The organism is Stenotrophomonas sp. SMYL89, assembly GCF_036319985.1.
Taxonomy (GTDB): Bacteria; Pseudomonadota; Gammaproteobacteria; order Xanthomonadales; family Xanthomonadaceae; genus Stenotrophomonas; species Stenotrophomonas maltophilia_Q.
In genome coordinates this window covers 19,981-44,023 of the sequence record NZ_JAWIRW010000001.1, presented here as the reverse complement: position 1 = coordinate 44,023, position 24,043 = coordinate 19,981, and the positions used below count along the sequence as shown (strand labels likewise).

General features: G+C 65.3%; 24 protein-coding genes and 1 tRNA gene. 17 read left to right on the top strand and 8 right to left on the bottom strand.

Annotated features, from left to right (window positions below; all coding sequences use genetic code 11):
* Positions 1-123 precede the first annotated feature (123 nt).
* The gene (locus tag V3B41_RS00220; RefSeq protein WP_197632135.1) at positions 124-1,332 is read left to right on the top strand and encodes an MFS transporter; all 1,209 of its coding nucleotides are present in this window, start codon (positions 124-126) and stop codon (positions 1,330-1,332) included.
* A gap of 16 nt (positions 1,333-1,348) precedes the next feature.
* On the opposite strand, the gene V3B41_RS00215 is transcribed toward V3B41_RS00220, so the two are convergent.
* Positions 1,349-1,828 (bottom strand): MerR family transcriptional regulator, encoded by a 480-nt coding sequence (locus V3B41_RS00215; RefSeq protein ID WP_049429687.1) that lies wholly within the window; start codon positions 1,826-1,828, stop codon positions 1,349-1,351.
* Positions 1,829-1,917: 89 nt separating this feature from the next.
* Here V3B41_RS00215 and V3B41_RS00210 point away from each other — a divergent pair, with 89 nt between their 5' ends.
* The 7 genes from V3B41_RS00210 (at position 1,918) to V3B41_RS00180 (ending at position 7,198) form a co-directional block, all read left to right on the top strand.
* Entirely contained in the window at positions 1,918-3,156 is a 1,239-nt protein-coding gene (locus V3B41_RS00210; RefSeq protein ID WP_329859547.1) for an NADH:flavin oxidoreductase/NADH oxidase family protein, read from the top strand.
* A 92-nt stretch (positions 3,157-3,248) separates the two neighbouring features.
* A complete protein-coding gene (locus V3B41_RS00205; RefSeq protein WP_049429689.1) occupies positions 3,249-3,725 on the top strand; it encodes a membrane protein in 477 nt (158 codons plus the stop codon).
* 133 nt (positions 3,726-3,858) lie between these two features.
* Entirely contained in the window at positions 3,859-4,242 is a 384-nt protein-coding gene (locus V3B41_RS00200) for a hypothetical protein (RefSeq protein ID WP_329859545.1), read from the top strand.
* Positions 4,243-4,328: 86 nt separating this feature from the next.
* Positions 4,329-4,598 carry a hypothetical protein gene (locus V3B41_RS00195; protein WP_005410135.1) on the top strand — a complete coding sequence of 90 codons (270 nt, stop codon included), beginning with the start codon at positions 4,329-4,331 and terminating at the stop codon, positions 4,596-4,598.
* 122 nt (positions 4,599-4,720) lie between these two features.
* Positions 4,721-4,966 carry a hypothetical protein gene (locus V3B41_RS00190; RefSeq protein ID WP_049429692.1) on the top strand — a complete coding sequence of 82 codons (246 nt, stop codon included), beginning with the start codon at positions 4,721-4,723 and terminating at the stop codon, positions 4,964-4,966.
* Between the two features lie 97 nt (positions 4,967-5,063).
* Positions 5,064-5,312: a hypothetical protein gene (locus V3B41_RS00185; RefSeq protein ID WP_005410137.1), complete on the top strand. Its 249-nt coding sequence runs from the start codon at positions 5,064-5,066 to the stop codon at positions 5,310-5,312.
* Positions 5,313-5,494: 182 nt separating this feature from the next.
* Complete coding sequence (locus V3B41_RS00180; protein ID WP_329859542.1) at positions 5,495-7,198, top strand: ATP-binding protein; 1,704 nt, start codon at positions 5,495-5,497, stop codon at positions 7,196-7,198.
* An 8-nt stretch (positions 7,199-7,206) separates the two neighbouring features.
* Here the strand turns inward: V3B41_RS00180 and V3B41_RS00175 are convergent, their stop codons facing one another.
* A complete protein-coding gene (locus tag V3B41_RS00175) occupies positions 7,207-8,730 on the bottom strand; it encodes an FAD-dependent monooxygenase (RefSeq protein WP_329859540.1) in 1,524 nt (507 codons plus the stop codon).
* 82 nt (positions 8,731-8,812) lie between these two features.
* On the opposite strand from V3B41_RS00175, the gene V3B41_RS00170 reads away from it, so the two are divergent.
* The 3 genes from V3B41_RS00170 (at position 8,813) to V3B41_RS00160 (ending at position 12,033) form a co-directional block, all read left to right on the top strand.
* Positions 8,813-9,457 carry a TetR/AcrR family transcriptional regulator gene (locus V3B41_RS00170; RefSeq protein WP_295550508.1) on the top strand — a complete coding sequence of 215 codons (645 nt, stop codon included), beginning with the start codon at positions 8,813-8,815 and terminating at the stop codon, positions 9,455-9,457.
* A gap of 74 nt (positions 9,458-9,531) precedes the next feature.
* Positions 9,532-11,673 (top strand): TonB-dependent receptor, encoded by a 2,142-nt coding sequence (locus tag V3B41_RS00165; protein WP_329859537.1) that lies wholly within the window; start codon positions 9,532-9,534, stop codon positions 11,671-11,673.
* Positions 11,674-11,835: 162 nt separating this feature from the next.
* Positions 11,836-12,033 (top strand): hypothetical protein, encoded by a 198-nt coding sequence (locus V3B41_RS00160; RefSeq protein ID WP_080355030.1) that lies wholly within the window; start codon positions 11,836-11,838, stop codon positions 12,031-12,033.
* Between the two features lie 69 nt (positions 12,034-12,102).
* Here V3B41_RS00160 and V3B41_RS00155 read toward each other — a convergent pair whose 3' ends face one another.
* The 3 genes from V3B41_RS00155 to V3B41_RS00145 all read right to left on the bottom strand — a co-directional run bounded on the left by V3B41_RS00155 (position 12,103) and on the right by V3B41_RS00145 (position 14,866).
* Positions 12,103-13,425, bottom strand: coding sequence for an XVIPCD domain-containing protein (locus V3B41_RS00155; RefSeq protein ID WP_197650378.1), 1,323 nt, complete (start codon positions 13,423-13,425; stop codon positions 12,103-12,105).
* 31 nt (positions 13,426-13,456) lie between these two features.
* Complete coding sequence (locus tag V3B41_RS00150; RefSeq protein WP_329859535.1) at positions 13,457-14,320, bottom strand: hypothetical protein; 864 nt, start codon at positions 14,318-14,320, stop codon at positions 13,457-13,459.
* A 198-nt stretch (positions 14,321-14,518) separates the two neighbouring features.
* Entirely contained in the window at positions 14,519-14,866 is a 348-nt protein-coding gene (locus V3B41_RS00145; protein WP_049429707.1) for a helix-turn-helix domain-containing protein, read from the bottom strand.
* Positions 14,867-14,968: 102 nt separating this feature from the next.
* Here V3B41_RS00145 and V3B41_RS00140 point away from each other — a divergent pair, with 102 nt between their 5' ends.
* The gene (locus V3B41_RS00140; RefSeq protein ID WP_329859534.1) at positions 14,969-15,958 is read left to right on the top strand and encodes an MDR family oxidoreductase; all 990 of its coding nucleotides are present in this window, start codon (positions 14,969-14,971) and stop codon (positions 15,956-15,958) included.
* Positions 15,959-16,104: 146 nt separating this feature from the next.
* Positions 16,105-16,425: a hypothetical protein gene (locus tag V3B41_RS00135; RefSeq protein WP_197619797.1), complete on the top strand. Its 321-nt coding sequence runs from the start codon at positions 16,105-16,107 to the stop codon at positions 16,423-16,425.
* An 88-nt stretch (positions 16,426-16,513) separates the two neighbouring features.
* On the opposite strand, the gene V3B41_RS00130 is transcribed toward V3B41_RS00135, so the two are convergent.
* On the bottom strand, positions 16,514-16,906 hold the full coding sequence (locus V3B41_RS00130) for an ankyrin repeat domain-containing protein (protein WP_197650376.1): 393 nt from the start codon (positions 16,904-16,906) through the stop codon (positions 16,514-16,516).
* Between the two features lie 299 nt (positions 16,907-17,205).
* Here V3B41_RS00130 and V3B41_RS00125 point away from each other — a divergent pair, with 299 nt between their 5' ends.
* Entirely contained in the window at positions 17,206-19,959 is a 2,754-nt protein-coding gene (locus V3B41_RS00125) for a UvrD-helicase domain-containing protein (RefSeq protein WP_329859980.1), read from the top strand.
* 134 nt (positions 19,960-20,093) lie between these two features.
* Here the strand turns inward: V3B41_RS00125 and V3B41_RS00120 are convergent.
* Positions 20,094-20,183, bottom strand: a tRNA-Ser gene (locus tag V3B41_RS00120).
* Between the two features lie 124 nt (positions 20,184-20,307).
* Between V3B41_RS00120 and V3B41_RS00115 the strand changes: the two genes are divergently transcribed.
* A complete protein-coding gene (locus tag V3B41_RS00115) occupies positions 20,308-21,381 on the top strand; it encodes a DUF4241 domain-containing protein (protein ID WP_329859533.1) in 1,074 nt (357 codons plus the stop codon).
* A gap of 54 nt (positions 21,382-21,435) precedes the next feature.
* On the opposite strand, the gene V3B41_RS00110 is transcribed toward V3B41_RS00115, so the two are convergent.
* The gene (locus V3B41_RS00110; protein ID WP_049429058.1) at positions 21,436-22,428 is read right to left on the bottom strand and encodes a LysR family transcriptional regulator; all 993 of its coding nucleotides are present in this window, start codon (positions 22,426-22,428) and stop codon (positions 21,436-21,438) included.
* Positions 22,429-22,563: 135 nt separating this feature from the next.
* On the opposite strand from V3B41_RS00110, the gene V3B41_RS00105 reads away from it, so the two are divergent.
* Together V3B41_RS00105 and V3B41_RS00100 are read left to right on the top strand one after the other, a co-directional pair.
* On the top strand, positions 22,564-23,151 hold the full coding sequence (locus tag V3B41_RS00105; protein WP_197619789.1) for an NAD(P)H-dependent oxidoreductase: 588 nt from the start codon (positions 22,564-22,566) through the stop codon (positions 23,149-23,151).
* A 206-nt stretch (positions 23,152-23,357) separates the two neighbouring features.
* The gene (locus V3B41_RS00100; RefSeq protein WP_197619788.1) at positions 23,358-23,714 is read left to right on the top strand and encodes a ligand-binding protein SH3; all 357 of its coding nucleotides are present in this window, start codon (positions 23,358-23,360) and stop codon (positions 23,712-23,714) included.
* The last annotated feature ends 329 nt before the right edge of the window (positions 23,715-24,043 follow it).

Genomic DNA, 24,043 nt, shown 5'->3' with positions numbered 1-24,043 from the left:
CGGGGCCACCCTCGGCTGGCCACAATCCCATCGATCAAACGCTGATTTGCCCCCTGGCATGGCTGCCCCTGTTGCGGTGCAGCAGTACAATGTCCGGCTCCCCTGCCCCTTCGCGCCCTCCGCATGAGCCCCAACTCTTCCCTGGCTGCGCGGCTGACGCCCCGTCAGCGCACCCTGATCATCCTCGCACTGTCACTGGGCGGCTTTGCCATCGGCACCAGCGAATTCGCCAGCATGGGCCTGATGCTGGAGATCAGCCGTGGCCTGTCGATTTCCGAAACCCAGGTCGGCCACCTGATCAGCGCCTATGCCATCGGCGTGGTCGTCGGTGCGCCGATCCTCGCCTTCGTCGGCGCCAGCTTCCCGCGCCGCAAGCTGCTGCTGGCGCTGATGGGCTTCTATGCCATCGGCAACCTCGCCAGTGCGCTGGCACCGAACTACGGCACGATGCTCATTGCGCGTTTCGTCGCCGGCCTGCCGCACGGTGCCTACTTCGGCGTGGCGATGCTGGTGGCGGCGGCGATCAGCCCCGCCGGCCAGCGTGGCCAGGCGATGTCGCGCGTGTTGCTGGGCCTGTCGATCGCGATCCTGGTCGGTAATCCGCTGACCACCTGGCTGGGCCAGCAGCTGAGCTGGCGCACCGCCTTCGCCCTGGTCAGCGTGCTGGCCGTCGCCACCGTGGCGATGATCGCGCGCTTCCTGCTGCCGGATCCGGATGAAGTTCGCACCTCGCCGATGCGCGAACTGCGCGCCTTCAATACCACGCAGGTGTGGCTGGCGCTGGCCATCGGCGCGGTCGGTTTCGCCGGCATGTTCTGCGTGTTCACCTACCTGGCACCGACCCTGGTGCAGGTCACCGGCGTCGCCGAATCCTGGATGCCACTGGCGGTGGGCGTGTTCGGCATCGGCGCGATCATCGGCAACATCGCCGGTGGATGGCTGGTCGACAAGTTCCAATTCAAGGCCGCCGCCGTGGTGCTGCTGTGGTCCATCGTGATGCTGCTGCTGTACCCGCTCGCCGCGCAGTCGGTGTGGACGATCGGCCCGATGATCATCACCGTCGGCACCATGGGCGCACTGGCGGCGGTACTGCAGACGCGCCTGATGGACGTGGCCGGCGAAGCGCAGACCCTGGCCGCCGCCTCCAACCATGCCGCCTTCAATACCGCCAATGCGCTCGGCCCGTGGCTGGGCGGCATGGCGATCAGTGCCGGCTTCAGCCCGGCCAGCACCGGCTATGTCGGTGCCGCCACCGCCATCGGCGGCCTGCTGCTGTGGTGCGTGGCGGTGATGCTGGACAGGAAGCGCAAGGCCACCGCCGGCAGCCACTGAACACGGCGCCGGGTCGTCAGCCGCTGCCCATGCGGCGGCGGCGTCCCGGCCGCAGCATTGCCACGTCGCCGGCTGCAAGCGTCGGTCGCGCCAGCTCGCCACGTTTCACACGGTCCAATACCCGCCGCGAGTTGGCCGCGCAGTCAATCCCGTCCGGCCGCGCCTGGATGTCCTCAATCAGGGCCAACAGGTGCGTCCGGCTCTGTACCAGCCGCAACTGCAGCGCCTCGATGTCGGCCACCTTCTGCTGCAGCATCGAGATCAATGCGTCGTGCTGCCACTGGCCCATGTCTGGCGGCAGCAGGGCGCGTATCTCCTCCAGGCTGAAGCCGGCGCGCTGCGCACCGGTAATCAGTTCCAGCAGCAGCACCGCCTGCTCCTGATAGTCGCGGTAGCCGTTGGCCTGCCGCTGGACGACCAGCAACCCTGCCTCCTCATAGAAGCGGATGCGTGACGCCGCCAGGCCCGTGCGCCGGGCCAGCTCACCGATCTTCATCCGCCTGAATCCTCGACATCGGAACCCATTGACCTTCAATCAAACTTGAAGGTTAGCGTAGCGCCATTCCCCTGTCCTGGAGCTGTCCGATGTCGCTGTTCTCGCCCTTGGCGCTGCCTTCCGGCGCCCTCATCCGCAACCGCATCGCCAAGGCGGCGATGGAGGAGAACATGGCCGACGCCGACCACGCCCCCTCCGAAGCGCTGCTGCAGTTGTACCAGCGCTGGGCCGACGGCGGCGCCGGGCTGATCATCACGGGCAACGTGATGGTTGATGGCCGCGCCATGACCGGCCCCGGCGGCGTGGTGCTGGAAGATGATCGCCATCTCGACCGCTTCAGCGCCTGGGCAAGGACAGCACGCTCGCGGGGGGCGCAGATGTGGATGCAGATCAACCATCCCGGTCGGCAGATGCCGGCCGCGCTTGGCCAACCGGCCCTTGCACCTTCGGCGGTGCCACTGGACATGGGCGCGCTGTCCAAGCAGTTCGCGCCGCCAAAGGCGATTAGCGAAGCCGACATTGAAGAAGTGATCGCGCGCTTCATCCGCAGCGCCGAGCTGGCCGAACGCGCCGGTTTCAGCGGCGTGGAGATCCATGCGGCGCACGGCTACCTGCTCAGCCAGTTCCTGTCGCCGCTGTCGAACCGTCGCGAGGATCGCTGGGGCGGCAGCCTGGACAACCGTGCGCGCCTGCTGCTGGAGATCGTGCAGGGCGTACGCGCCAGCGTGGCGCCTACGTTCGCAGTGGCGGTGAAGCTCAACTCCGCCGACTTCCAGCGCGGCGGTTTCTCGCCCGAGGACGCGCGCGCCGTGGTGGAGATGCTGGCGCCCCTCGGCGTGGATCTGGTCGAACTGTCCGGCGGCAGCTATGAGATGCCGGCCATGACCGGCGCCGCACGCGACGAACGCAGCGTGGCCCGCGAAGCGTACTTCCTCGAATTCGCGCGCGAGATCGCCACGGTGGCGACGATGCCGCTGATGGTCACCGGCGGCATCCGCCGCCGCGAGGTGGCAGAACAGGTGCTGACCAGCGGCGTGGCCATGGTCGGCATCGCCACCGCGCTGGCGATCGAGCCGGATCTGCCGCAGCACTGGCAGCAGGGCCGCGACCCGGTACCGGCGTTGCGCAACATCAACTGGCGCAGCAAGCCGCTGGCGGCCAGCGCACACATGGCGGCAGTGAAATACCAACTGGGTCGGCTCAGCCAGCGCCGCCCCACTGCGCCCGGCGTCTCGCCGGCGTGGGCGTTGTTGCTGGCGCAGGCCGCCGGCAAATGCCGGGCTCGCCGCTACCGGCGCTGGATCCGTGCACGCGCAGGTGGATGCTGAGCGGGCGGGCTTCTCATCACTGCAGCGATGCTCCACCATCTGCATGACCTGCGGCAGTCCGTCGCCGGTCGCAGCAGGCAGAAGGAACCACCGTGGCAGCAGGACCGACCAAGAACCGCGAAAAGCTGCTCGATGATCTGCTCTCGCTGGGCCGCAACTGGGCACTGGCGATCGCCATCGCCGGTGCCGGCGCAGCGGTCCATTACAGCGAGTCGGTGTTCGAAGCAGGACTCTGGCGCGGCCTGCTGCCCACGATCTGCTTCCTCGTCGCAATCATCTGGATCGTGCTCAGCATCATCCGCTTCGACCTGACCCTCCAGCAGCACTTCGAGCGCAAGCGCACGCGCTGGCTCAGCCGCCTGCTCTATGTCGTGCTGCTCGGCACCGGCGTCACTGCCGTGTTCTTCGTCACCGAGCTTGCGGCCAACAACCACATCGCGCGGATGTGCGACTCGGTGGCCAACGAACCGGCCAGCCGGATCCACCGGTCCGCCGAGTGCCAGCGCCTGTACCAGCACCGGGCGGCGTACCGGCAGCGACTGGAATCGGCGGAGGGCGAGTTCGACTGAACAGATGCGTGGGCGAAGGCGCACCGGGATTCACACAGAGGTCCAGCAAGGGTGGATTCGAAATAGTTGCATGGACTTCATTGCAACGCGACGCCACGCTTTCTTGCCAGAATGCCGTGATCGAACACAGTCCATGAAGTCACCCACCGCCCGCTCCCGTCTCCCGTTCAAGCAGATCCGGTCCTACAACCTGGACGATCATGTCGATCTGATCCTGATCGATGGACCGAGCGTGCTGCTGCAGCGCACACGGGCATCGATGCATGATTTCCCAACCTTCCGGGACGCACTGGCAGAGGCGCTCGCAGATCGGCCCGTAAACGCTGCCGTGGCTCCGCAACGTCGCCACTTCTTCGGTGCCTGGCCCGCACGCGTCTGGGGTGCGGGCCTGTTGCTGGCGACGGCGGCACTGGTGATCACGGGCGTACTGCATGGCTGGCCGTTGTACAAAGCACCGATGCTTGGGATCGTGCCCGTGGTGGGCATTGGGCTATTGCTGTCGCGCCGCCGTCACTGATCGCGTCGTCGGCGAAGTACACATGGCGTGGATGTGTATTCGGGCACAGTACGCGCGCCGCTCACGCTTGGAACCATCCAGTCACAATGCTTCACGCGCCCGCCCCCGCACATCACGATGCCATCGCCCTGCAGGCGGGCGTGCTGGGCAGCGTGTTGGGCGTGGCTCTGTACAAGGCCATCGCGTTGTCGGCGCTGGCGACCGGATCCTTGATCGTGATCGGGCTGTGGCTGCTGGCCTGCGCGCTGCTGGCTGCCTGGGCACTGGCCGCCTGCCTGGCCTGCCTTGCGCTGAGCCGGCGCGTATTCGTGCTGATGCTGGCGCTGAGCATGATCCTGATGATCTGCGTCGCCTGACAGCAGCAGGCGCCGGACTATCGCGCATCTGTTACAGAATAACAAGTGCGGTTGGACGGATTGCTCGTGCCCGGGGTCGCGGATTTGAATCGCATGGCCAGCCCGGCGCTACCTGAGACCCCATGAACCTGCAGCCCCTGCTTCGCGTCTCCCTCACCGCCATTGCCCTGGTCACGTTCAGCGCCTGCGCCACGTATGACGACAGCAACATGCACCAGGCCTGCCAGGAGTCGCCGCATCTGAAGGACCTGCCGCCCGAAGTGGCTGCCCGCGAGAGCCGCTGCAACAAGAGCATGGAAGTGTGGTCGAGCGAGCGCAAGGGCAGTGACAGGCCGATCGACCTGAGCGGCAAGAAGAAGGATCTCTGAGCCGCCGGGCATCTTGATCGCTCCAATGCATGCGGATGACCAGCCCGTCACGATCGGGGGGGCAGGATAAGGCCTCCCCATCACGACGACTTTCCCGATGCCGGCCACTGGTCACCCTGTCATCCATGCCTTTGAAGCTGTGTTCGACCTGTCTGGCGGGGTGGAGCGCATTACGGCGCTCACCGTCATCTGCCGGCATTGCTCCGAAACCCGCTCGGCCAGCGAAGACAATCTGGTCCAGCTGCCGGGCGGCGCCTTGTTCCGCTGCGACGGATGCGGCAGTCATCAGGCGGTGAGCCATGCGCGGGTTGCCGATTGGCAGGTGAATTCGCTTCTGGGTGTCTGAGGCTGCAGTACGACGGTGCCACGACGCAGGCTGTTGGCGCAGGGATGATGATGCAGTCAGAGGGCGCCCCGTGAGCCACCTCGTCCGCTGCGCAGGGCCGATGACAGCCAGGGCAAAGGAGCTGTGCAGGGCGCAATGACATCACCTCGGCTAAGCTGCGGCACCTTTCTTCGCGCACGGCCATGCATCCCTTCCCCCTTCCTGTCTCGGCACCCGATCAACTCGCCTACCGACTGCTGCAGGACAGCGACTGGGCCCGTTCCACCGACGCGATCAACGCTCCTCCCGAACTTCGCGCTCTGCTGGCGATGATCCTGGATTCTCCGGAGCCGCTGTGGATCGCATGGGGCCGCGACAACAAGGCGTTCTTCTTCAACGATGCCTACCTGCCCATGCTGGGCGGCAAGCTGCACGGCGCCATGGGCAGCCAATTGGAAGACGTCTGGGCGGACGTCTGGGCCGAAGTCGTCGATGCTGTCAACGATGCCTTCGGCGGCACAAGCCGCAGTTTCAAGAACATGCCGTTGATGATGGACCGTGATGGCACGTTGCGCGAGACATTCTGGACGTTCTCCTACTCGCCGCTGCGTGCCGGTTGCGGAGGCGTGGCCGGCATCATCTGCGTCGTCAGCGAGCAGACCGAGCGGGTGATCGAGCGCAACCGGCACACGCGCCAGGTGGCGGCCATCACCGAGCAGGCACGCGAGGCCCACCTTGAACTGGTACGCGCCCGCGAACAGCTGCGGCAGTCGCAGAAGCTGGAGGCCATCGGCCAGCTGACCGGCGGCGTTGCCCACGACTTCAACAATCTGCTGCAGGTGATCACCGGTTCCGTGGACATGCTGCTGCATACCTGGCCAGCCGGAGATGCGCGCCTGCGCTATGTACAGGCCATCGAAACCGCCGCCGACCGCGCCACTCGCCTGACCGCCCAGCTTCTGGCGTTCTCGCGTAGACAGAGCCTGTCGCCGCAGGTGTTCGACCTCTGCGAGAGCGTACGCGCGCTTTCGGACATCATCACCACAGTGCTGGGTGCACGCATCTCCGTGTCGGTGAACCTGCCCGACGCCCCATTGCCGGTGCTGCTGGACCGGACCCAGCTCGACACCGCACTGATCAACATCGCGGTGAACGCGCGCGACGCCATTGACGGCCACGGCAAGGTGACGATCAATGTGGAACAGCTGACGTCGGTGCCTTCCGTCCGGCTCGCGGCGCCGATGAAAGGCGACTTTGCTGCGATCAGCGTCAGCGACACAGGCGCCGGTATCGATCCGTCCGTGGTGGATCGGATCTTTGAGCCATTTTTCACCACCAAGGGAGTGGGCGCGGGCACGGGGCTTGGCCTCAGCCAGGTGTTCGGCTTCGTCAAACAGTCCGAGGGCGAAGTGGACGTACAGAGCCAGGCAGGTGTCGGTACGCGCTTCACGTTGTATCTGCCGCTGGCGCAGGAAAACGCCACCATCGAGCTGCCGACCGCGCAACAGGGGCTGCTGCATGGCCACGGATTGTGCGTACTGGTGGTGGAAGACAACGTGGATGTGGCCGAGTTTGCAGTCGGGGCGCTGCGCGAGCTTGAGTACAACGTCGTGCTCGCGCGCAATGCCGACGAGGCACTGGCGGAGCTCGAGCGCGACGCTGCGCGTTTCCACGTGGTGTTCAGCGACGTGGTCATGCCCGGGACCAATGGGCTGGATCTCGCCCGCACCATCCGCAGCCGCCTGCCCGATCTTCCGATCATTCTCACCAGTGGCTACAGCGAACTGCTGGCCCGCGATCCAGGCCACGGTTTCACGCTGCTGCGCAAGCCCTACTCCCTCAAGCAGCTGGCCTCGGTGATGACCGAGGCCAGTTGCCGCTCACAGGCGATGGTGACTGCGCTTTAGCCGGCAGATCACCGCGTCGAACCGGGCCAGGAAGCAAGCACTGAATCGATGCCGGACATATCCGCCCCTGCGCCGCAGGCCCAGGCGACGATGCCATCCGGGCGCACCAACACTGCTCCCAAGCCCGATGCCGCATCTCCAGTATTTGCGGCGCAGGCGATGGGAGGCAGCCAGCGTTGGGCAAACTGCGATAACGAAGATGCCCGGTCGAAGACAAGCAGCGCCCCCTGCCCCGTTCTCAGCAATTCGCCCAAGCGGCGGCCATCGGCCAACCGGAAGTCAGGCGCGCTCCTGCCGACAAGCGGGTGCTCTCCAGCAAGATCCAGCCGCTGCGAAACACCCCAGATCCGCTCGGCCAGATACGTGGCCCCATCGCGGGTGCCAGCCAGGTCGGCCATGATCGCTGCCAGCGCGCGCGAACCGGCCCCGGGACGCATCAGCGCAACCTGTGCGCGTGACCAGTCCAGTACTTTGGCGCCCACTGGATGGCGCTCAGCCTGATAGCTGTCCAGCAGCGCCTCATCGGCCTTGCCCCGCGCCACGGCGGCCAGCTTCCAGCCGAGGTTCATCGCATCGCCGATGCCCAGGTTCAGGCCCTGTCCGCCCAGTGGCGAATGCACATGCGCAGCGTCGCCCGCCAACAGGACACGCCCCTTGTGATAGGCGCTGGCCTGGCGCGCGCCATCGGTCCAGGTGCTGTGCAGATGCAGGGCCGTGATCGTTGCATCGCAACCGGACACGCGCCGCAGCAAAGCCTGCGCAGCGTCCAGATCGAGGTGCGTGCGATGACCGGCACCTCCGTCGAAATCGGCCAGCGCCAGCACGCCCGGCGGATTGAAATTGCACATGCCCTGCGCGGTGTTCTGCCGGCCCGGCGTCAGCACCGAAGGATCTTCCAGCTCAACCAGCAGCGAATGGCCGGTGAACTCCGGATCGGTGCCGACGAAGCTGAAACCACACTGCTTTCGCACGGTGCTGCGGCCACCGTCGCAGCCGACCAGCCAACGACCGCGCACGGCTCCGCCAGCAGTCTCAATGACCACCTCCGTCTCGCCGGCCTGTACCGCCTCTACCGCTCGCCCGCGTTCGATACAGACACCCAGCGCGCTCGCACGTTCGGCGAGGACCCTTTCCAGCGCCTGCAGTTCCACCGCCATCTGGGTGCCGACCGGCGTCGGCAGGCGCCAGTTCCAGCGCGTCTGGTCCACCTCGTCCAGTGCGAACGGAATACCCGCAAAGTGCCCACCCAGCGCACGCGGCTGCGCCAGCCAATGGGCGGTGCCGGGCGGCGGCGCGCCCTTGTCGGGCTTGAGCACCTGCGCCGCGGCGACCGCGTCCAACAGACCGCGCCGATCCAGTGCCTCCAGCGTGGGGGTGTTCAGGCCGCGCAGCCCGAACGGCAGGCGCTTCAACGGCGAGTCGGCGGACCCGGCCTGTTCCAGCACAAGCACCGAACACCCGGCCTGGGCCAGTTCGCAGGACAGGAACAGGCCAACCGGGCCAGCACCGGCAATGACGACGTCGTACAGCATGGGGATTCCTCGTGAGCGCCGGGCCGGCGCTCTGGCAAGTCAAATGTTACACTCGGTGTACGTTTTCACAAGTGAGCCGCCCATGACCCCGCTCCCAGGCCGCCGCGAGCAGCGCAAAGCCGAGACCCGACAAGCGATTTCCGACGTCGCCACCGGGCTGATCATCGCGCGCGGCTTCGAGGCCGTGTCCATGTCCGAGATCGCCGAGGCTGCGGGGGTATCACGCAAGACGGTCTTCAATTACTTCGCCAGCAAGGAAGACCTGGTCTTCGACCGCGACGAGGAAGCACGTGCACTGCTGCGCGAGGGCATGGCGGCGCGCACCGGCATGACCCCGCTGGCGGCCTTCCAGTCACTCGTGCGCGAGTTGCTGGAGGCGGGCCATCCGCTGCTGCGCATCAATGCTGGCGCCGCTGCATTCTGGGCAACCGTCGCTGACAGCCCGGTACTGACCGCGCATGCCCGGCGCCTGCAGGCGCAGCTGACGGACGATCTGGCGAAATGGATGGCCGAGGCGATCGGGCGACCGGAGAGCGACGCCGAAGCGCGCCTGGGCGCCGCCATGCTGCTGGCCTCGATGGTGGCGGCCTATGAGAAAGGACTGGCGAGCCAGCTGCAGGGCGAAGACCCGCGCGAGGCCATGCTGCAGCTGATCGTGCGCGGTGGCACCGGAGTACTGGCGGCCTTGGCAGGCACCCCATATACCGATCCCGGCGCACGTCCATAACGCATTCGGGGGATAGGTCACGAAGTGTTGCAAATGCTAATCTTTCTCATTTGCAGACACGTGAACCTCCGCCCATGCCCCTCCCCGCGATCCTGAAACGCACCCTGTGCCTGGCACTGGCCCTGCCCCTGGCATCCCTCGCCCAGGCTGCCGACGCCTCGACGACCTCGCCCAGGGACCTGGACAGGGTCGAAGTCCGCGGACGTGCGCAGACACTGTATCGGGTGGACGATGCCGCAGTCGGCACCCGCACGGACACGCCGCTGGAACTGGTCCCTCAGTCGATCCAGGTCATTCCGCGTGAACTGATCGACGACCAGGCCGCGCGCCAGGTGACCGATCTCTATCGCAGCATCAGCGGCATCAGCTATTTCAGCTATGCGGGGGTGACCCTGCGCGGCTTCCGCCAGGAGAACGTGCTGTATGACGGTCTGCGCGGTGATCCCTATGCAGGCTTCTCGGTGCCGCAGCTGTTCAACATCGAGCGCGTGGAAGTGCTGAAGGGCCCGGCGGGAGCGCTGTATGGCGGCGGAGATGCCGGTGGCGTCATCAACTATGTGACCCGCAAGCCCAAAGCCGCTGCCGAGCGCCGCATCGAGGTCCAGCTGGGCGACAAGGACTTCCGGGCCGGATCGATCGAGGGTACCGGGCCGTTGAATGCCGCCGGCAGCGTGCGCTATCGCGCCGGGCTCTATGCCGACAATGAAAAGGGCGTGCGCTGGAACACCGACAGCGAGAGCGTTATCGGCGATGCCTCGCTGGCCCTCGACGTCGGCCAGACCGGCGAACTGGTGCTGCAGTTCACCGACATCACCCAGAACCTTGGCGGCAACCGCCTGCGCGGCGTACCGGTCAACGATGCGGGCACTTTCCTGACCGACCGCCGCTGGAACCACAACGAAGCCAGCGACTTTCTCGACATGCGCGCCAAGGTGGCGCTGGCACAGTATCGCTTCGCGCCGCTCGATACCCTGGACGTGGACTTCGCCGCCCGCTGGTTCAGCAACAACGAACACCAGATGTACCACGAGCCGATGGGCCTGATCGATCGCGACCGCGATGGTGTGGCCGAATGGATGACCCGACAGCTGCGCAACCAGATCCGTGACAACGAGGCGTTCACTGCCAACGGCAATGCAGTCTGGCGGGTAACCACCGGCGCGGTGGAGCACAAGGTGCTGTTCGGCGCCGATGTGTACCAGCTGGATGCGGATTTCACTGCACAGACCGCCAACAGCGCTGACCTTGCGCGCGGCGCAGGGCCGGTGCGCGGCATCGACCTGTTCAATCCGGTGTACGGCGCCAGCACCTGGCATGACTACACCCTGGGCGCCCTGCCCTGGCGCAGCACGTCCACCCGCAGCAAACGCTATGGCGGTTACCTGCAGGATGAGCTGGCACTGGGCCCGCGCTGGCATGTGCTGGCCGGGCTGCGCTGGGACGGTTTCAAGGATGAGGATCGCATCGCCGGCAGCAGCGTGGATGGCAACGACATCAGCTGGCGGCTGGGCAGCACGTTCACCGTGCGCGAAGGCATGAATTTCTACGCCAACGTCGCCAGTGGTTTCGTGCCGCAGAGTGCCGCCAACCAGAATCCGGCGGCCGGCGGACCGTTCAATGCCGAGCGCAGCAAGCAGTGGGAAGTGGGCATGAAGTCCCTGCTGGCCGACCGCGTGACGTTGAACATGGCGGCCTACCGGATCGACCGCAGCAACATCGTGCAGGCCACCGGCGAAGTGATCGGTGGCGTGAACCAGCTGGCCGCGCTGGGCCTGGTGCGCAGTACCGGCATGGAGCTGGACCTGCTGGCCGACCTCACCGAGCGCTGGGTGCTGAACCTGACCTACGGCTACAACGATGCGCGGGTGAAGGACGCCGGCCCGAACGGCATCACCAACGCCTCCGGCGACCGCTTCGCGAATGCGCCCCGCAACAAGCTGGGCCTGTGGACCCGCTACGACCTGCCGGCAATCAACTCCGCCATCGGCTTCGGAGCAGACCATGTGGGCGAGCGTGTCAGCCTGGATGGGCAGGCGGTGAAGGCCTACACGGTGTTCGACATGAGCTGGAAGACGACGTGGAAGCAATGGCAGTTCCAGGCCAATGTGAAGAACCTGTTCGACAAGGTGTATGCGGCCAGTGGCTTCATCGAACGCAACGGGCATTTCCCCGGCGAGCCACGACGGGTGTATGTGCAGGCGGCCTACAGCTTCTGACCGGAAGCATTTGTAGCGCTGAATCCACTGTCGGCAAGCAGATCGTTGCCTGGCACTGGTTCACGCGTGTCCGAAACCATCGGCACTTCCAGTCACTTGTGCACGATCACCTCCGCCTGTAGCGTTGCCGTTGCCCAAGGAGGGCTATCAACGGAGTGAAGCATGAAGATTGGATTCAAGCTGTCTGTTGCTATTGCGGCTGCTGCACTGACCCTGGGAATCGGCAGTGCCTCCGCGCAGTCCCGCTGTACCCCGTGCTACACCGCCTACGATGCTTGTCTGGCGGCGGGCAATGGTGAGAACGTCTGCTACCCGGCGTTTGCACGTTGCCTGAGAAACAGTGGCTGCACCATCCCGTAAGTCACGCGTTGCCGTGATGCGTGCCGGCCCCCATCCGGGGGCTGGCATTGGCGGCCCGGCGCTGCGATTTCACCCCATCCGCATCCCAGGGCTCTCGCGAGCCTGCACGTCAATGTCCTGCTGGCGCTGCACAGCCGCCGGTTGGTGGTCCAGGCTGGCGGCCTCGATCTGCTGCAGCGACTGCGCAACCGGAGTCTGCACCGCCACGTCAGTGGGCATCGAGACGCGCAGGTGCGCGGGATCGTTCATCCCGCCCTGCACCACGAAGACGTTCCGCCCTGCGGGGCTGTCGGCGGTCTGGGCGCTCAGCAGCACATGGTCGGCACGTTCAAGCTGGTTGCGGCGGGCCAACGCCATCACGCTCGCCACAAGACGCTCGCTGTCCTCATCATGGGTACGCCCGGCGCTGGCATCGATCGCGGCCACGCCTTCGCGTACCTGCTGCATCAGTGCGTACTCACGGTGGCCTGGACGGATGTCGGCCAGGCGAGTCGGTGCCAACGAGGGATCAGGCATGTCGTCCACTGCTGCGGTAAGCGGGCTGCGGGTTATGGTCCGATAGGGGTCATCCGGGTGGAACCGGGTACGTTTCTCCTGTCGCTCCAGGCGGACGTCGCGAGCGTCGTTGAGTTCGGCGATGCGGGTGGGGTCGGTGATCTCGCGCATCGACACGTGGCCGCCGCCGGAACTGACGCTGGCCCATTTCCTGTCCGCCTCGAAGTACATCGCGTAGTAGCTGTTGCCACCGATGACGTTCGGATCGACCGCCGAGCGCCCTTCCAGTATCTGGGTGGCTTCCAGCACGCTCAACCGGGTCAGGTACTGGCCGCCCTTCGCCCATCCCATCTGGCTGATGGCATCGACGCTGGTGTTGCCCACGCGCGGGCCGCCGGCGTAGTCGTTGTTGAGCATGTTGGTCCAGATCTGTTCCAGCTTCTCGTGGCCGCTCTTCTGTTCAGCCGCCTGCAGCAACACGCGCGGCGTCCAGCAGTTGGGATCGAGTTCATGCCGTTCAAATGCACGGTCGTGGGCCAGCATCACATCCTTGCCGGGGAGATTCAGTGCCAGGTCTGGGCGGCGCTCGTTCATCCACTGCTGCCGCAACTCAAGATCTCTTTCGAGCAGGGTCTGCCCAAAGGACTCCCATTGCCGCTCGGTCAACTGTGCATTTGAAAACCGGGATCCCTCTTCCTGCTGGGTCTTCGCATAGTTCTGTGCATAGGTGTTCGCGACGCGTCCCGGCAGGCTGTCATTGCGTACAACACCCAGTGCCAGTGTCCCGTACCCATCGGCTCCCGGCAGTTGCGACAGGTAGTTCCAGTAAAGCTCGCGGTTGCCGTCTCTGGCATAGTTTCCAAGGACGCTCAGATCGCGTTCGGTCAATCCACTCATACCCTGCCTCTTCTCTTCCTTGAATCACCGATCACTTGGACCGGGTGCGCGCGATGACGTCCCTGACGGCCTCTTCCATGCGCTTCCAGTCCTTCAGAAACGCTCTCTTGTAGTCCAGGCTGATGGACAGCCTGTTGTCGATGTCCACGAAATAGTGAACGCAGCCCGCTGCCACTTCTCCCGGCTCGCTGATCACCTCGCCCCCCTCCAACCGCACGCCATCGCGTCGGAATTCCTCGCCGTCACATTTGATGAACGAGCTGATCCGGCCATCGCCCTGGCGTGCGATGTACCAGTCTCTCTCATAGGCCGGATTGCGGACAGGCGGCTTCCCGTACCGCGCCTCATGCTTCTTCGCGTACACCACCATCTTCGCTTCATCGATTGCATAGGGCGTCAGGCCCAAGGTCTCCGGCTGTGCGACGCGTTGGTCGAGACGGTCCCTGGGATCCTCCCTTTCCACAGAACCCTCCTCCGTGATGGCTTCATTTGACGACAGCCTTGAGAGCAGTGTTTCGACGGGAACGCGATCAACGTAGTTGATCCGAATGGGAATCTCCTTCCGGAAATCATTCGTGCGCGGATTGGCGCGGGCACCCGGCGCCGTCGGCGTCATGTCCGGCCACTCGATGACAAGCGTCACCCCCTCGCCCGGCCACGGTGCGATCTGGCTGTCCAGGTAGTTGGCCGGAATGCGGAAAGTGTTCGGCCCGAGCTTCACGTCCACGGGGGCATCGGTATAGGTGTGACCGTTGATCGTGCGGCCGGTCTGCGTTGCGCCGGACATGGCGGGATTCCTTTCGTGTTCGGTGGACGGCGGCCGCGCACACGCGCTGGCACTCACTGCGACGGCAAGTGCAAGCGTCAGGCAACGGCTGGGGGACATCACGTGCATGGGCATTCCATTGCAGGGTTCCGGGGCCACTATAGGGAACCGGGCGTCAACGGAACAGGAACCGCATCACCGCCCTTCACGGAGCGAGGCAGCGCTCCACATGCGCTGCCTGCAGTACTTCGGCTATTGCCGCGGCCTCCGGAATGCTGCAGGGGTTCAAGCGCCATGGCGGCGACGCTCGGCTCGCCGCTTCACGCCTCAGCCGTCGCTGTTCGTGCCTTTATGGCCGCGATAGGTTTCACCCCACTCGCGCATGGCAAGCAGTACCGGCACCAGCGTGCGCCCGAATTCGGAAAGCTCGTATTCCACCTTCGGCGGTACTTCCGGGTACACGTGGCGGATCACCACGCCGTCAGCCTCCAGTTCCCGCAGCTGGCTGGTCAGCATGGACTGGGTGGCGTTGGGCACACGCCGCGTCAACTCCATGAAGCGTCGCTTGCCTGTCATCAGGTGAAACAGAATGATCGGCTTCCACACGCCGCCCATCACCGACAGCGTGACTTCCACCGCGCAACCGCTCTTGCCGTCCCAACGCCTGCTACGCATGCATACTCCGGAAAACCATAGTACCTACGGAAAATCATCGTTCTTGTTGCGATAACGGTGCGAGCCTAGCATGGACTCATCCACTGAACGTGAGACCGCACCATGAGTTTCAAGGCACTGCTGACGCGCAGAACCAACGACGGCGTATCCACGGAGCTGGTCGATTTCGATGAAGCCAACCTGATGGATGGCGACGTGCTGGTGCAGGTCGAGTACTCCACGCTGAACTACAAGGACGCGCTGGCCCTCACCGGCACGCGCCCGGTGATCCGGACGTTCCCGTTGATCCCTGGCATCGATCTGGCTGGCGTTGTACTGGAATCGGGCAATGCCGGTTTCCAACCCGGTGACCGCGTGGTGTTGAACGGCTGGGATCTCAGCATGGGCCACCACGGCGGCCTCGCCCAGCGTGCCCGTGTTCGCGGCGAATGGCTCAACAGGATTCCCGCCAACCTGAGCACCCGCGACGCCATGGCCATCGGCACAGCAGGCTATACCGCCATGCTGTGCGTGCTGGCACTGGAAGATGCGGGCGTGACGCCCGGGAAGGGCGATGTGCTGGTCACCGGCGCCAACGGCGGCGTCGGCTCGATTGCGGTGGCGATCCTGTCCAAGCTTGGCTATCGCGTAGTGGCTGCCACCGGGCGACCTGAACACGCCGAGTATCTGCACAGCCTGGGCGCCGCCGAGATCATCGACCGCGCGCAGCTTTCAGCCCCGCGCGAGCGGCCCGTGAGTGCCGAGCGCTGGGCCGGCGTGGTCGATGTGGCGGGTGGCCCCACCCTCGTCAACGCCATTGCCGAGACGAAATACCGAGGCGCAGTGGCCGCCTGCGGGCTGGCGCAGAGTGATGAGCTGCATGGCTCGGTATTGCCCTTCATTCTCCGCAACGTGACGCTTGCTGGCGTGGATTCGGTGAATGCGCCGCAGGCCGTGCGCCAGCGTGCATGGGACCGGCTTGCCACCGACCTGGACCCGCAGAAGCTGGAAAGCACCGTGCAGCTGATCGGGCTTGCCGAGGTGCTGGACGTCTACGACCAGATCATCCCGGGCAAGGTGCGTGGGCGGATTGTGGTGGATGTGAATGCGTGAGCAGATCGTCTGGATCAACTGCATTTGATGCAGTTTCCATGCTGCGGCGAATGGTGAACACGTAGTGAAACAACGCGGGCGGCGATGACCTCAAGCCACTGCCGCTCGCATACGCTCGGGTTCCCATCGCTGCCTGGACACCCGACATGCCAATGACCGCGTTCGCACTTGCCGCTGCGCTTTCGGGCCTGCCCGACATCACCTGGGAGCGCGAGCGCGCCGAAGATGCGCACCAGCTCATGCTGTGCCAGATCCATCGCGATGCGCTGAAGCAGAGCGAGGGCAAGGACGATGCCTATCCGCGTGCCAAGGCGGTCTGCGACCTGCTGGCACGCGAGTACAAGGACAAGTGGGATTTCGATGCACAGGATGCCCTGGCCGCTTCGGCGGTGGATCTGGATGAGCTGATCCGGCGTGGTGATGTAGTCGAAGTAGCGCCAACGAAGCAGGATCGCGCCTACGAGTGATGGCACGCGATCCTAGCACCGTGATCTTCTCGGCCTGCCCCAGGTTGCGGAGCCACGAGCGCGCTCCAGCACCCACACCTCGCCCGCCTCAAACCGCCCCCGGCAGCTCGCTCTCGATCTGCTCAACCAACTGATTGAAGACGGGTCTCCTCTTCATGATCTCCAGCACCGAATCGCCCACTTCATCCAGGATCATGGGGTCCGCACCACAGGAGAGAAGGTAGACAACGGCCTCGAGGCTTTCACTAATCACCGCGTTCGCCATCGGGGTCAATCCAATATCCCCGAGTACGTCGATATTGGTGACGAACGGCATCAACTCTTTGAGTAGATCCACTTCGTTATTGAACGCCGCTATATGCAGCGGCGTATCGTCGTCGATCCCATGGCTTTCCGGACTGGTCAACTCGCAGCCTTCGAAGGTGTGGCTCTCATCGAACCTTGCCAGCAACCTCTTCAATTCCGGATCCACTGCATTCATCGGGGCATTCCCTCCCAAGCCCTTCTCCAAGCACCGCTTCCACTCAACATGCAGTGAGCCGCCGGATCGTGGCACACCATTGCACAGGTGCATAGTGGCACGTACGGAGCGCACATCCGGGACGCACGCGAAAAAACGCGACACCGCGCCACTCCACGGGCCACTTCCTGCGCATGCGAAGCCCGTACCGAGGTCAATCCGCGAGCTGACGACCACAGGCGGCTTCCAAGCCCCTTATCATGTGGGCTTAGGGGCTCAATAAGCCCTATTGACGCTTGCAAGGCAATATCTGGATGTCTATGGAATGGTGCCCCTCGGGCTGGGGCCGACGCGTGACCCGTTCGCCCCATTGGTCGCTGCGGCTTGATGGCGGGTATGTTGAACTCAGTGTCTCCGGCCAGCAGTACCGGCTGCGCGTGGATGATGATCAGCGGGTGCAGATCCATCCAGGGATCTTCTGGTCACGGGTCGAGCTGCAGACCGGCAAGGCTGCTGGGCTGAGCGTAGACGGGCTCCCCAACGGACAGGCATCCCGACTTGCGGCGGCCCTGCAGGACGTGCTCTTTGCGCGAACCACGCGTGGGCGCAAGGCCTTGTTTGACAGCGTTCTGCAGCAGATCCAGTCGTGGCTGGGCGCAGCAGATGACCTCATCGACCGGGGCAATGCCGGCCGCCGCTGGATCACCCACGAGCAGCAGCAGACGCTGCTGGCGAAGCGCTCCGCCCTGCCCCTGCAGCCGCCGGAGCTGGAGCGGCTGTTCCTCGATGAAAACGTGCATGGGGACCTGCAGGCGGACAGTCATCGTGCGGCGCTGGACGCCCTGCGCGACTGGAACCTGGATTGGTCCGCTGCCTGGGCCGAAGCCAACGAGGCCATGACCCGGCGTGAGCTGGTGTTGGCCAAGGACTTCCTGGACCGGGTCGAGAGCAAGCCGCTGACCGAGGAACAGTCCCGCGCCGTCATCTGCTTCGACAACCGGGTCCAGGTCGTGGCCGCGGCCGGTTCCGGCAAGACCTCCACCATGGTCGCCAAGGCCGCTTACGCCATTGACCGCGGCTTTGTCGAACCCGAACGCATCGTGATGCTCGCCTTCAACAAGGACGCTGCCAAGGAGCTGGAGGAGCGCGCGCAGCGATCTTTCGATCGGCTCGGCATGGGCGACACCGTGGTTGAGTCGCGGACCTTCCACGCCCTGGGCCTGGCCATCATCGCCAAAGCCACGGGGCGCAAGCCCGATATCCCGGAATGGGCCACTGACGCCACATTGGGCTTCAACAAGCTGGCCGAACTGGTGGACGACCTGAAGGACCGCTCGATCCACTTCCGCACCCAATGGGACATGTTCCGCCTGGTGTTCGGGCGCGACCTGCCGCCATTCGGTTCGGAAATGGAGGCCGACGGCTACGACCGCGATGGCACGCCCTACATCCGCGCCCTGCAGGGTGAGCGGGTGAAGAGCCTGGAAGAGTGCGTCATCGCCGACTGGCTCTTCTACAACGGCGTGACGTACGACTACGAGCGGCGCTACGAATTCGATACGGCCACCGACACCCATCGCCAGTATCGCCCCGACTTCTACTACCCGGATGCCGGGCTGTATCACGAGCACTTTGCGCTGGATGCCGATGGCCAGCCGCCGGCGCACTTCGCCCACTACGCCGATGGCATGCACTGGAAGCGCCAGCAGCATGCGGCACGCGGCACCGCCCTTGTCGAGACCACTTCGTTTGGCCTGCGCAGTGGACATGCCCTGCAGGATCTTGCGGAGAGGCTTGGCGGGTCCGGTGTCGAACTCGACCCCAACCCCGACCGCGAGCTGCCCGAGCAGGGCGCAAAGCCCATGCCGGACGCGGACCTGATCGGCTTGATGCGCACCTTCATTGCCCATGCCAAGAGCAACTGCCTGACGCTGGACGATATGGCCGAGCGCCTGCGACAGATGCCCGAAGACCAATTCAAGGAACGGCATCGGCGCTTCCTGGAAATCGCCAGCCCTGTTTTCCAGGCCTGGGGCAACGCACTGGCTGACGAGCACGGCATCGATTTCGAAGACATGCTCAACATGGCGGCCGGACTGCTGGAACAGGGCCGCTATGAATCGCCCTACGAACTGGTGATGGCGGACGAATTCCAGGATGCCTCGCGCGCCCGCGCTCGCCTATGCCGCGCCTTGGTCAGTAAACCGGGGCGCTACCTGTTTGCGGTGGGCGATGACTGGCAGTCGATCAATCGCTTCGCCGGCGCCGACGTTTCAGTGATGACCGGATTCCGCGAATGGATGGGGCAAGGCCAAGTGCTGAAACTGGAGCAGACATTCCGCTGCCCGCAGGCGCTCTGCGATGCGTCCAGCCGCTTCATCAGCCGGAATCCAGCGCAGATTGCCAAGTCGGTTCGTTCTGCCGCACCGGCAATGGGGCCAGTGCTGCAGGCGTTCCAGATGACCCGACGCGAGGAAATGCAGGATGGTGTTCGCCAGTACCTCGCCAGGCTGCATCAGCAGTTGCTGTCTGGGGCGGTGCCACAAGGCCGCAATGGACGCGTGACGGTGTTCGTCCTCGGCCGCTACCGCGCCGATCGCAGCGCGGTGCCTTCGGATTGGAAGACAGCCTTCGACAGCACGATGGACGTCGAGTTCCTGACCGTACATCGGTCGAAGGGACGCGAGGCGGACTACGTGATTCTGCCGGGCATGATCAACCGCAGCTTCCCGAGCCTGCGCTCGGATGACCCGGTGCTTTCCCTGGCGATGCCGGATGGGGATACCTATCCACTGAGCGAAGAGCGGCGGTTGTTCTATGTGGCGCTCACGCGCGCGCGACGGTCAGTCGCGATGTTCACCCTGCAGGGGAAGCACTCGCCATTCCTGGATGAGCTGGTGCGGGACGGCGCGGCGGAAGTGACCACGATTTCAGGTGCGGCCATCAACGAAGAGCGCTGCCCGGTGTGCAAGGTGGGCGTGTTCGTGGACAGGACCGGTCCGCATGGGGCTTTCCGGTCGTGTTCGAGTTATCCGTTGTGTCATAACAAGCCGAAGGGTGGGCGCCGGGGGTGAGTGCAGCTTTCTGCGTCTTCATGGCGATTACCGGCCTGCTCGTGCAAAGCCGCCGCGCTACCACGGCTGGCGTGCAGATCGAGGGGACTCAAGAAACGAAAAAGCCCCTGTGTCCAGGGGCCTTTTGAAATCAGTGGCGGAGAGAGTGGGATTCGAACCCACGGAAGGTTTGACCCTTCGCCGGTTTTCAAGACCGGTGCCTTAAACCGCTCGGCCATCTCTCCAATCGGGTCCCGGTCGCCCGGGCAGCGGCGTATTCTCGCACGTGAAGGGCATTTGCCCAAGACCACCTTGCCCCTGCCCTTCGCATCCGGCACGGTGGGGGCCTTCACCGCACTCGGAGCCGTCATGGCCCATCTCGATCTGGCCAACCTGCGCACCTGCCTGCTGGACGACACCCAGCTGGCTGCAGTGGCCCTGCACCGCACGTTCGCCGGGCACCTGCCGGTCAGCAGCGGGCATCTGGTGGTCTGCGATCCACTGGTCCAGGCCGAGGCGCCGGCGCTGGCCGACTACACCGCCCCGCTGGGCCGGCATCCGGTCGAGATCATCGTGCACAGCGGCCGCCCGGCACTGGCCGTGGTCTGGTTCAAGCCCCGCGAAGTCCTCACGGCATCTGCCCTGCACTGGCAGATGGCGCGCTGGACCACGCAGGACCTGACCGGCCTGGATGAGGACAGCTTCATCGGCTACCCGGTCGACGCCGGCATCGGCTGTTTCATGGACACCGATACCCAGCAGGCACTGCTGGTCCTGATCGAACAGGCCAATGGCGACGAAGACAGCGCGTGGTCCGATGCCCTGATCGACCACGACGGCTTGGATGAAGGCGCCGAGTACCGTCCATGGGGCGAAGACTCCCCGCATGGGCTGGTGGTGTTCACCAGTGGCTGGGGCGATGGTGTGTATCCCAGCTACTGGGCGCTGGATACGTCCGGCATTCCGGTAGCACTGGTCACCGATTTCCTGTGCATCGAGGGCGGTGACGGGCGCGACGAGCGCGAGATTGCCGATCAGGCCTACCGCGACAGCCTTTCACCCGACGAAGCGGAGGCGCTGGCGCGCCTAGTTGCGGCCGTGGAACGCGACGATTCGGATGCGCTGCACGCCCTGTTGAAGGACGCCCCACAGCGCGCCAACCAGATCGAACCCGGTTGCGGCGGCACCGCGCTGTTCGAGGCGATCCGCTTGGACCGTCCGCAGGCATTGCGGGTACTGCTGCAGGGCGGCGCCTTGCCGGCGATGCCGGAGCGCCTGCACATGAGCAAAGTGACCAGCTACCTGGACTATGCACGCTTCCTGAAGAAGCCGCGCAGCGCGGAGCTGATGGCGGTACTGGAAGCGCCGGTCGTCGCTGCCGCCCCCACGCCGATGCCGGCACCGCAGCGCAGCTTCTGGGACCGGCTGTTCGGGCGGAAGTGATCGACCCCGGAAACAGCAACGCCGGGCATGGCCCGGCGTTACCGTTCAGCTCTCTCAGCCCGCATCCACCGCCAGCGCGCCCAGCGCACTGGCCTTGATCCGCTCCTTGGCCTTCTCGCAGGCCCCATCGCAATGCAGGCGCGAGGCCTCCAGCTGCGGCGGCAGGTGCTCGGCCAGGAAGTCGATGAACACGCGCACCGCCGGCAGCAGGCCACGGCGCGAGGCGAACACGGCATGGCACACGCCCTGCGGCAGCGACCAGTCCGGCAGCACCACTTCCAGCTCGCCATTGCGCACGGCATCGGCGCACACGGTTTCCGGCAGCATGGTGATGCCGAAACCGTCCTTGACCATGCTCTGCAGCAGCGGGAAGTCGAAGCCGGCCACGCGTGGCTGCAGGTCGACCCGGCGCACTTCGCCTTCCGGGCCATGCAGCTCCCAGCGCTGGCGTGCCTCGTCTTCGCTGATGCTGAGGGTGACGTGCTGGGTCAGCTCTTCCGGGTCCTTCGGGCGGCCAGCGCGGTCCAGGTATTTAGGGCTGGCTACCAGCAGTTCCTGCACCTGGCCGAAGCTGCGCATCACCAGGCTGCCGTCGTCGTCCAGGCGCGAACGCACGCGCAGGGCCACGTCGTAGCCTTCATTGATGATGTCCACGCGGCGGTTGCTGATGTTCAGCTGCAGGCGCACCTTCGGGTACTGCTCGAGGAACTTGGGCAGCAGCTTGGGCAGCTGCATCTGCGCCAGCGAGACCGGCACGCTGGCACGCACCACGCCACGCGGTTCCGCACTGAGGCGGTCCACCACTTCGCGGGCGGCCTGCGCCTCGGCCAGCATCGTCTGCGCGTGGCGGTGCACGCTGGTGCCAACGTCGGTAACCGCGAAACGGCGCGTGGAGCGCTGCAGCAGGCGCACGCCCAGGTCGGTCTCCAGCTGGCTGATGCGACGGCTCAGGCGCGACTTGGGGATGCCCAGCGCGCGCTCAGCGGCGGCAAATCCGCCGTGGTCGACCACCATCGCAAAGTAGTACAGATCATTCAGGTCATGCATGCCCGAGTTCCATATCTAGAACAATACGTGGCATTCAATCACCTTTATCCCGCCTTTGCAACAACCTATCGTTCTCTCCGTCGGCGGGGCCTACCCGCTTCTTCCTTCCAGAACATAAGAACATAGGTGACTGCCATGAAGCTTCTGCATCTCGACGCCAGCGTGCTTGGCGAGAACTCCGTCTCCCGCCACCTGACCGCCGCCGTGGTGGCCCGGTTCAAGCAGCAGATCGAAGGCCTGCAGGTCGATTATCGCGATCTTGACGCCAATCCGGTACCGCATCTGCGCAGCAGTTCGCTGGCCAAGGCGGATGCGGTGGAGGCCGCCGATGCTGAACAGGTGCTCGAGCAGTTCCTTGCCGCGGACATCGTGGTGATCGGCGCGCCGATGTACAACTTCAGCATCCCGTCCACGCTGAAGGCCTGGATCGACCGCGTGGCCGTGGCCGGGCGCACCTTCAAGTACACCGAGAACGGCCCGATCGGCCTGGCCGGCGGCAAGCGCGTGATCGTGGTCAGCAGCCGCGGTGGCATCTACACCGATTCTCCGGCCGACTTCCAGGAGCCGTTCCTGCGCCAGACGTTCGCCTTCTGGGGCATCAACGACATCGAATTCGTGCGTGCCGAGGGCATCGCCTACTCGCCGCAGCACCGTGAAGACGCCATTGCCGGCGCGCTGGCGGCACTGCCGTCGCACGAAGCGGCAGACGCCGTCGCGGCATAAGCGTTCCAGCGTTCGGCGCCGCTCTCTCCTCGTCGAGGCGCTGAACGCGGGCCGGGATCCCCTCCCCCATCCCGGCCCACCCTGACGGCCCCGCTCTGCGGGGCCGTTTTTTTGTGGACCGATTCCCGCCCGCCGGGCATGGCCCGGCGCTATCGGATCCGGAAGGTGGCGCCGGGCCATGCCCGGCGGAAACGGTACAGTGGGCCATGAACTACATCGTGACCACTGCGCACCGCAGCGAATTTCCACACCCGATCACCCTGCGCCGCGGCCAGGCGCTGGCGGTGGGCAAACGCTATGAAGGCCCGGAGGGCTGGAAGGACTGGTTCCTGTGCGAGGCCGAGGGGCAGCAGCCCGGATTCGTGCCGGCACCGGTGATCGGTCGCGATGCGCAGGGTGACGCGTTTGCCACGGAGGATTACTGCGCGCGGGAACTGGATGTGGATCCCGGGCAGTTGCTGCGTGGGCTGCGCACGCTCAATGGTTGGGCGTGGTGCGTGCCGGAGACCGGCGAACCGGGATGGGTACCCCTGGAGAAGCTGCGGGCAACAGAGACCCAGTAGCGCCGAGCCCATGCTCGGCGGCGGCGCCGAGCGCCCACAATCAAAGCGGCCGGCGATGGGCAGGAGCAGCCGAGCATAGGCTCGGCTCTACATGGATCTGTAGCGCCCGAGCCTATGCTCGGGCGGCGGCGCGGAGCCCCGACAATCAATGCGACTGGCGATGGGCAGGAGCAGCCGAGCATAGGCTCGGCTCTACATGGATCTGTAGCGCCCGAGCCTATGCTCGGGCGGCGGCGCGGAGCCCCGACAATCAATGCGGCCGGCGATGGGCAGGAGCAGCCGAGCATAGGCTCGGCTCTACATGGATCTGTAGCGCCCGAGCCTATGCT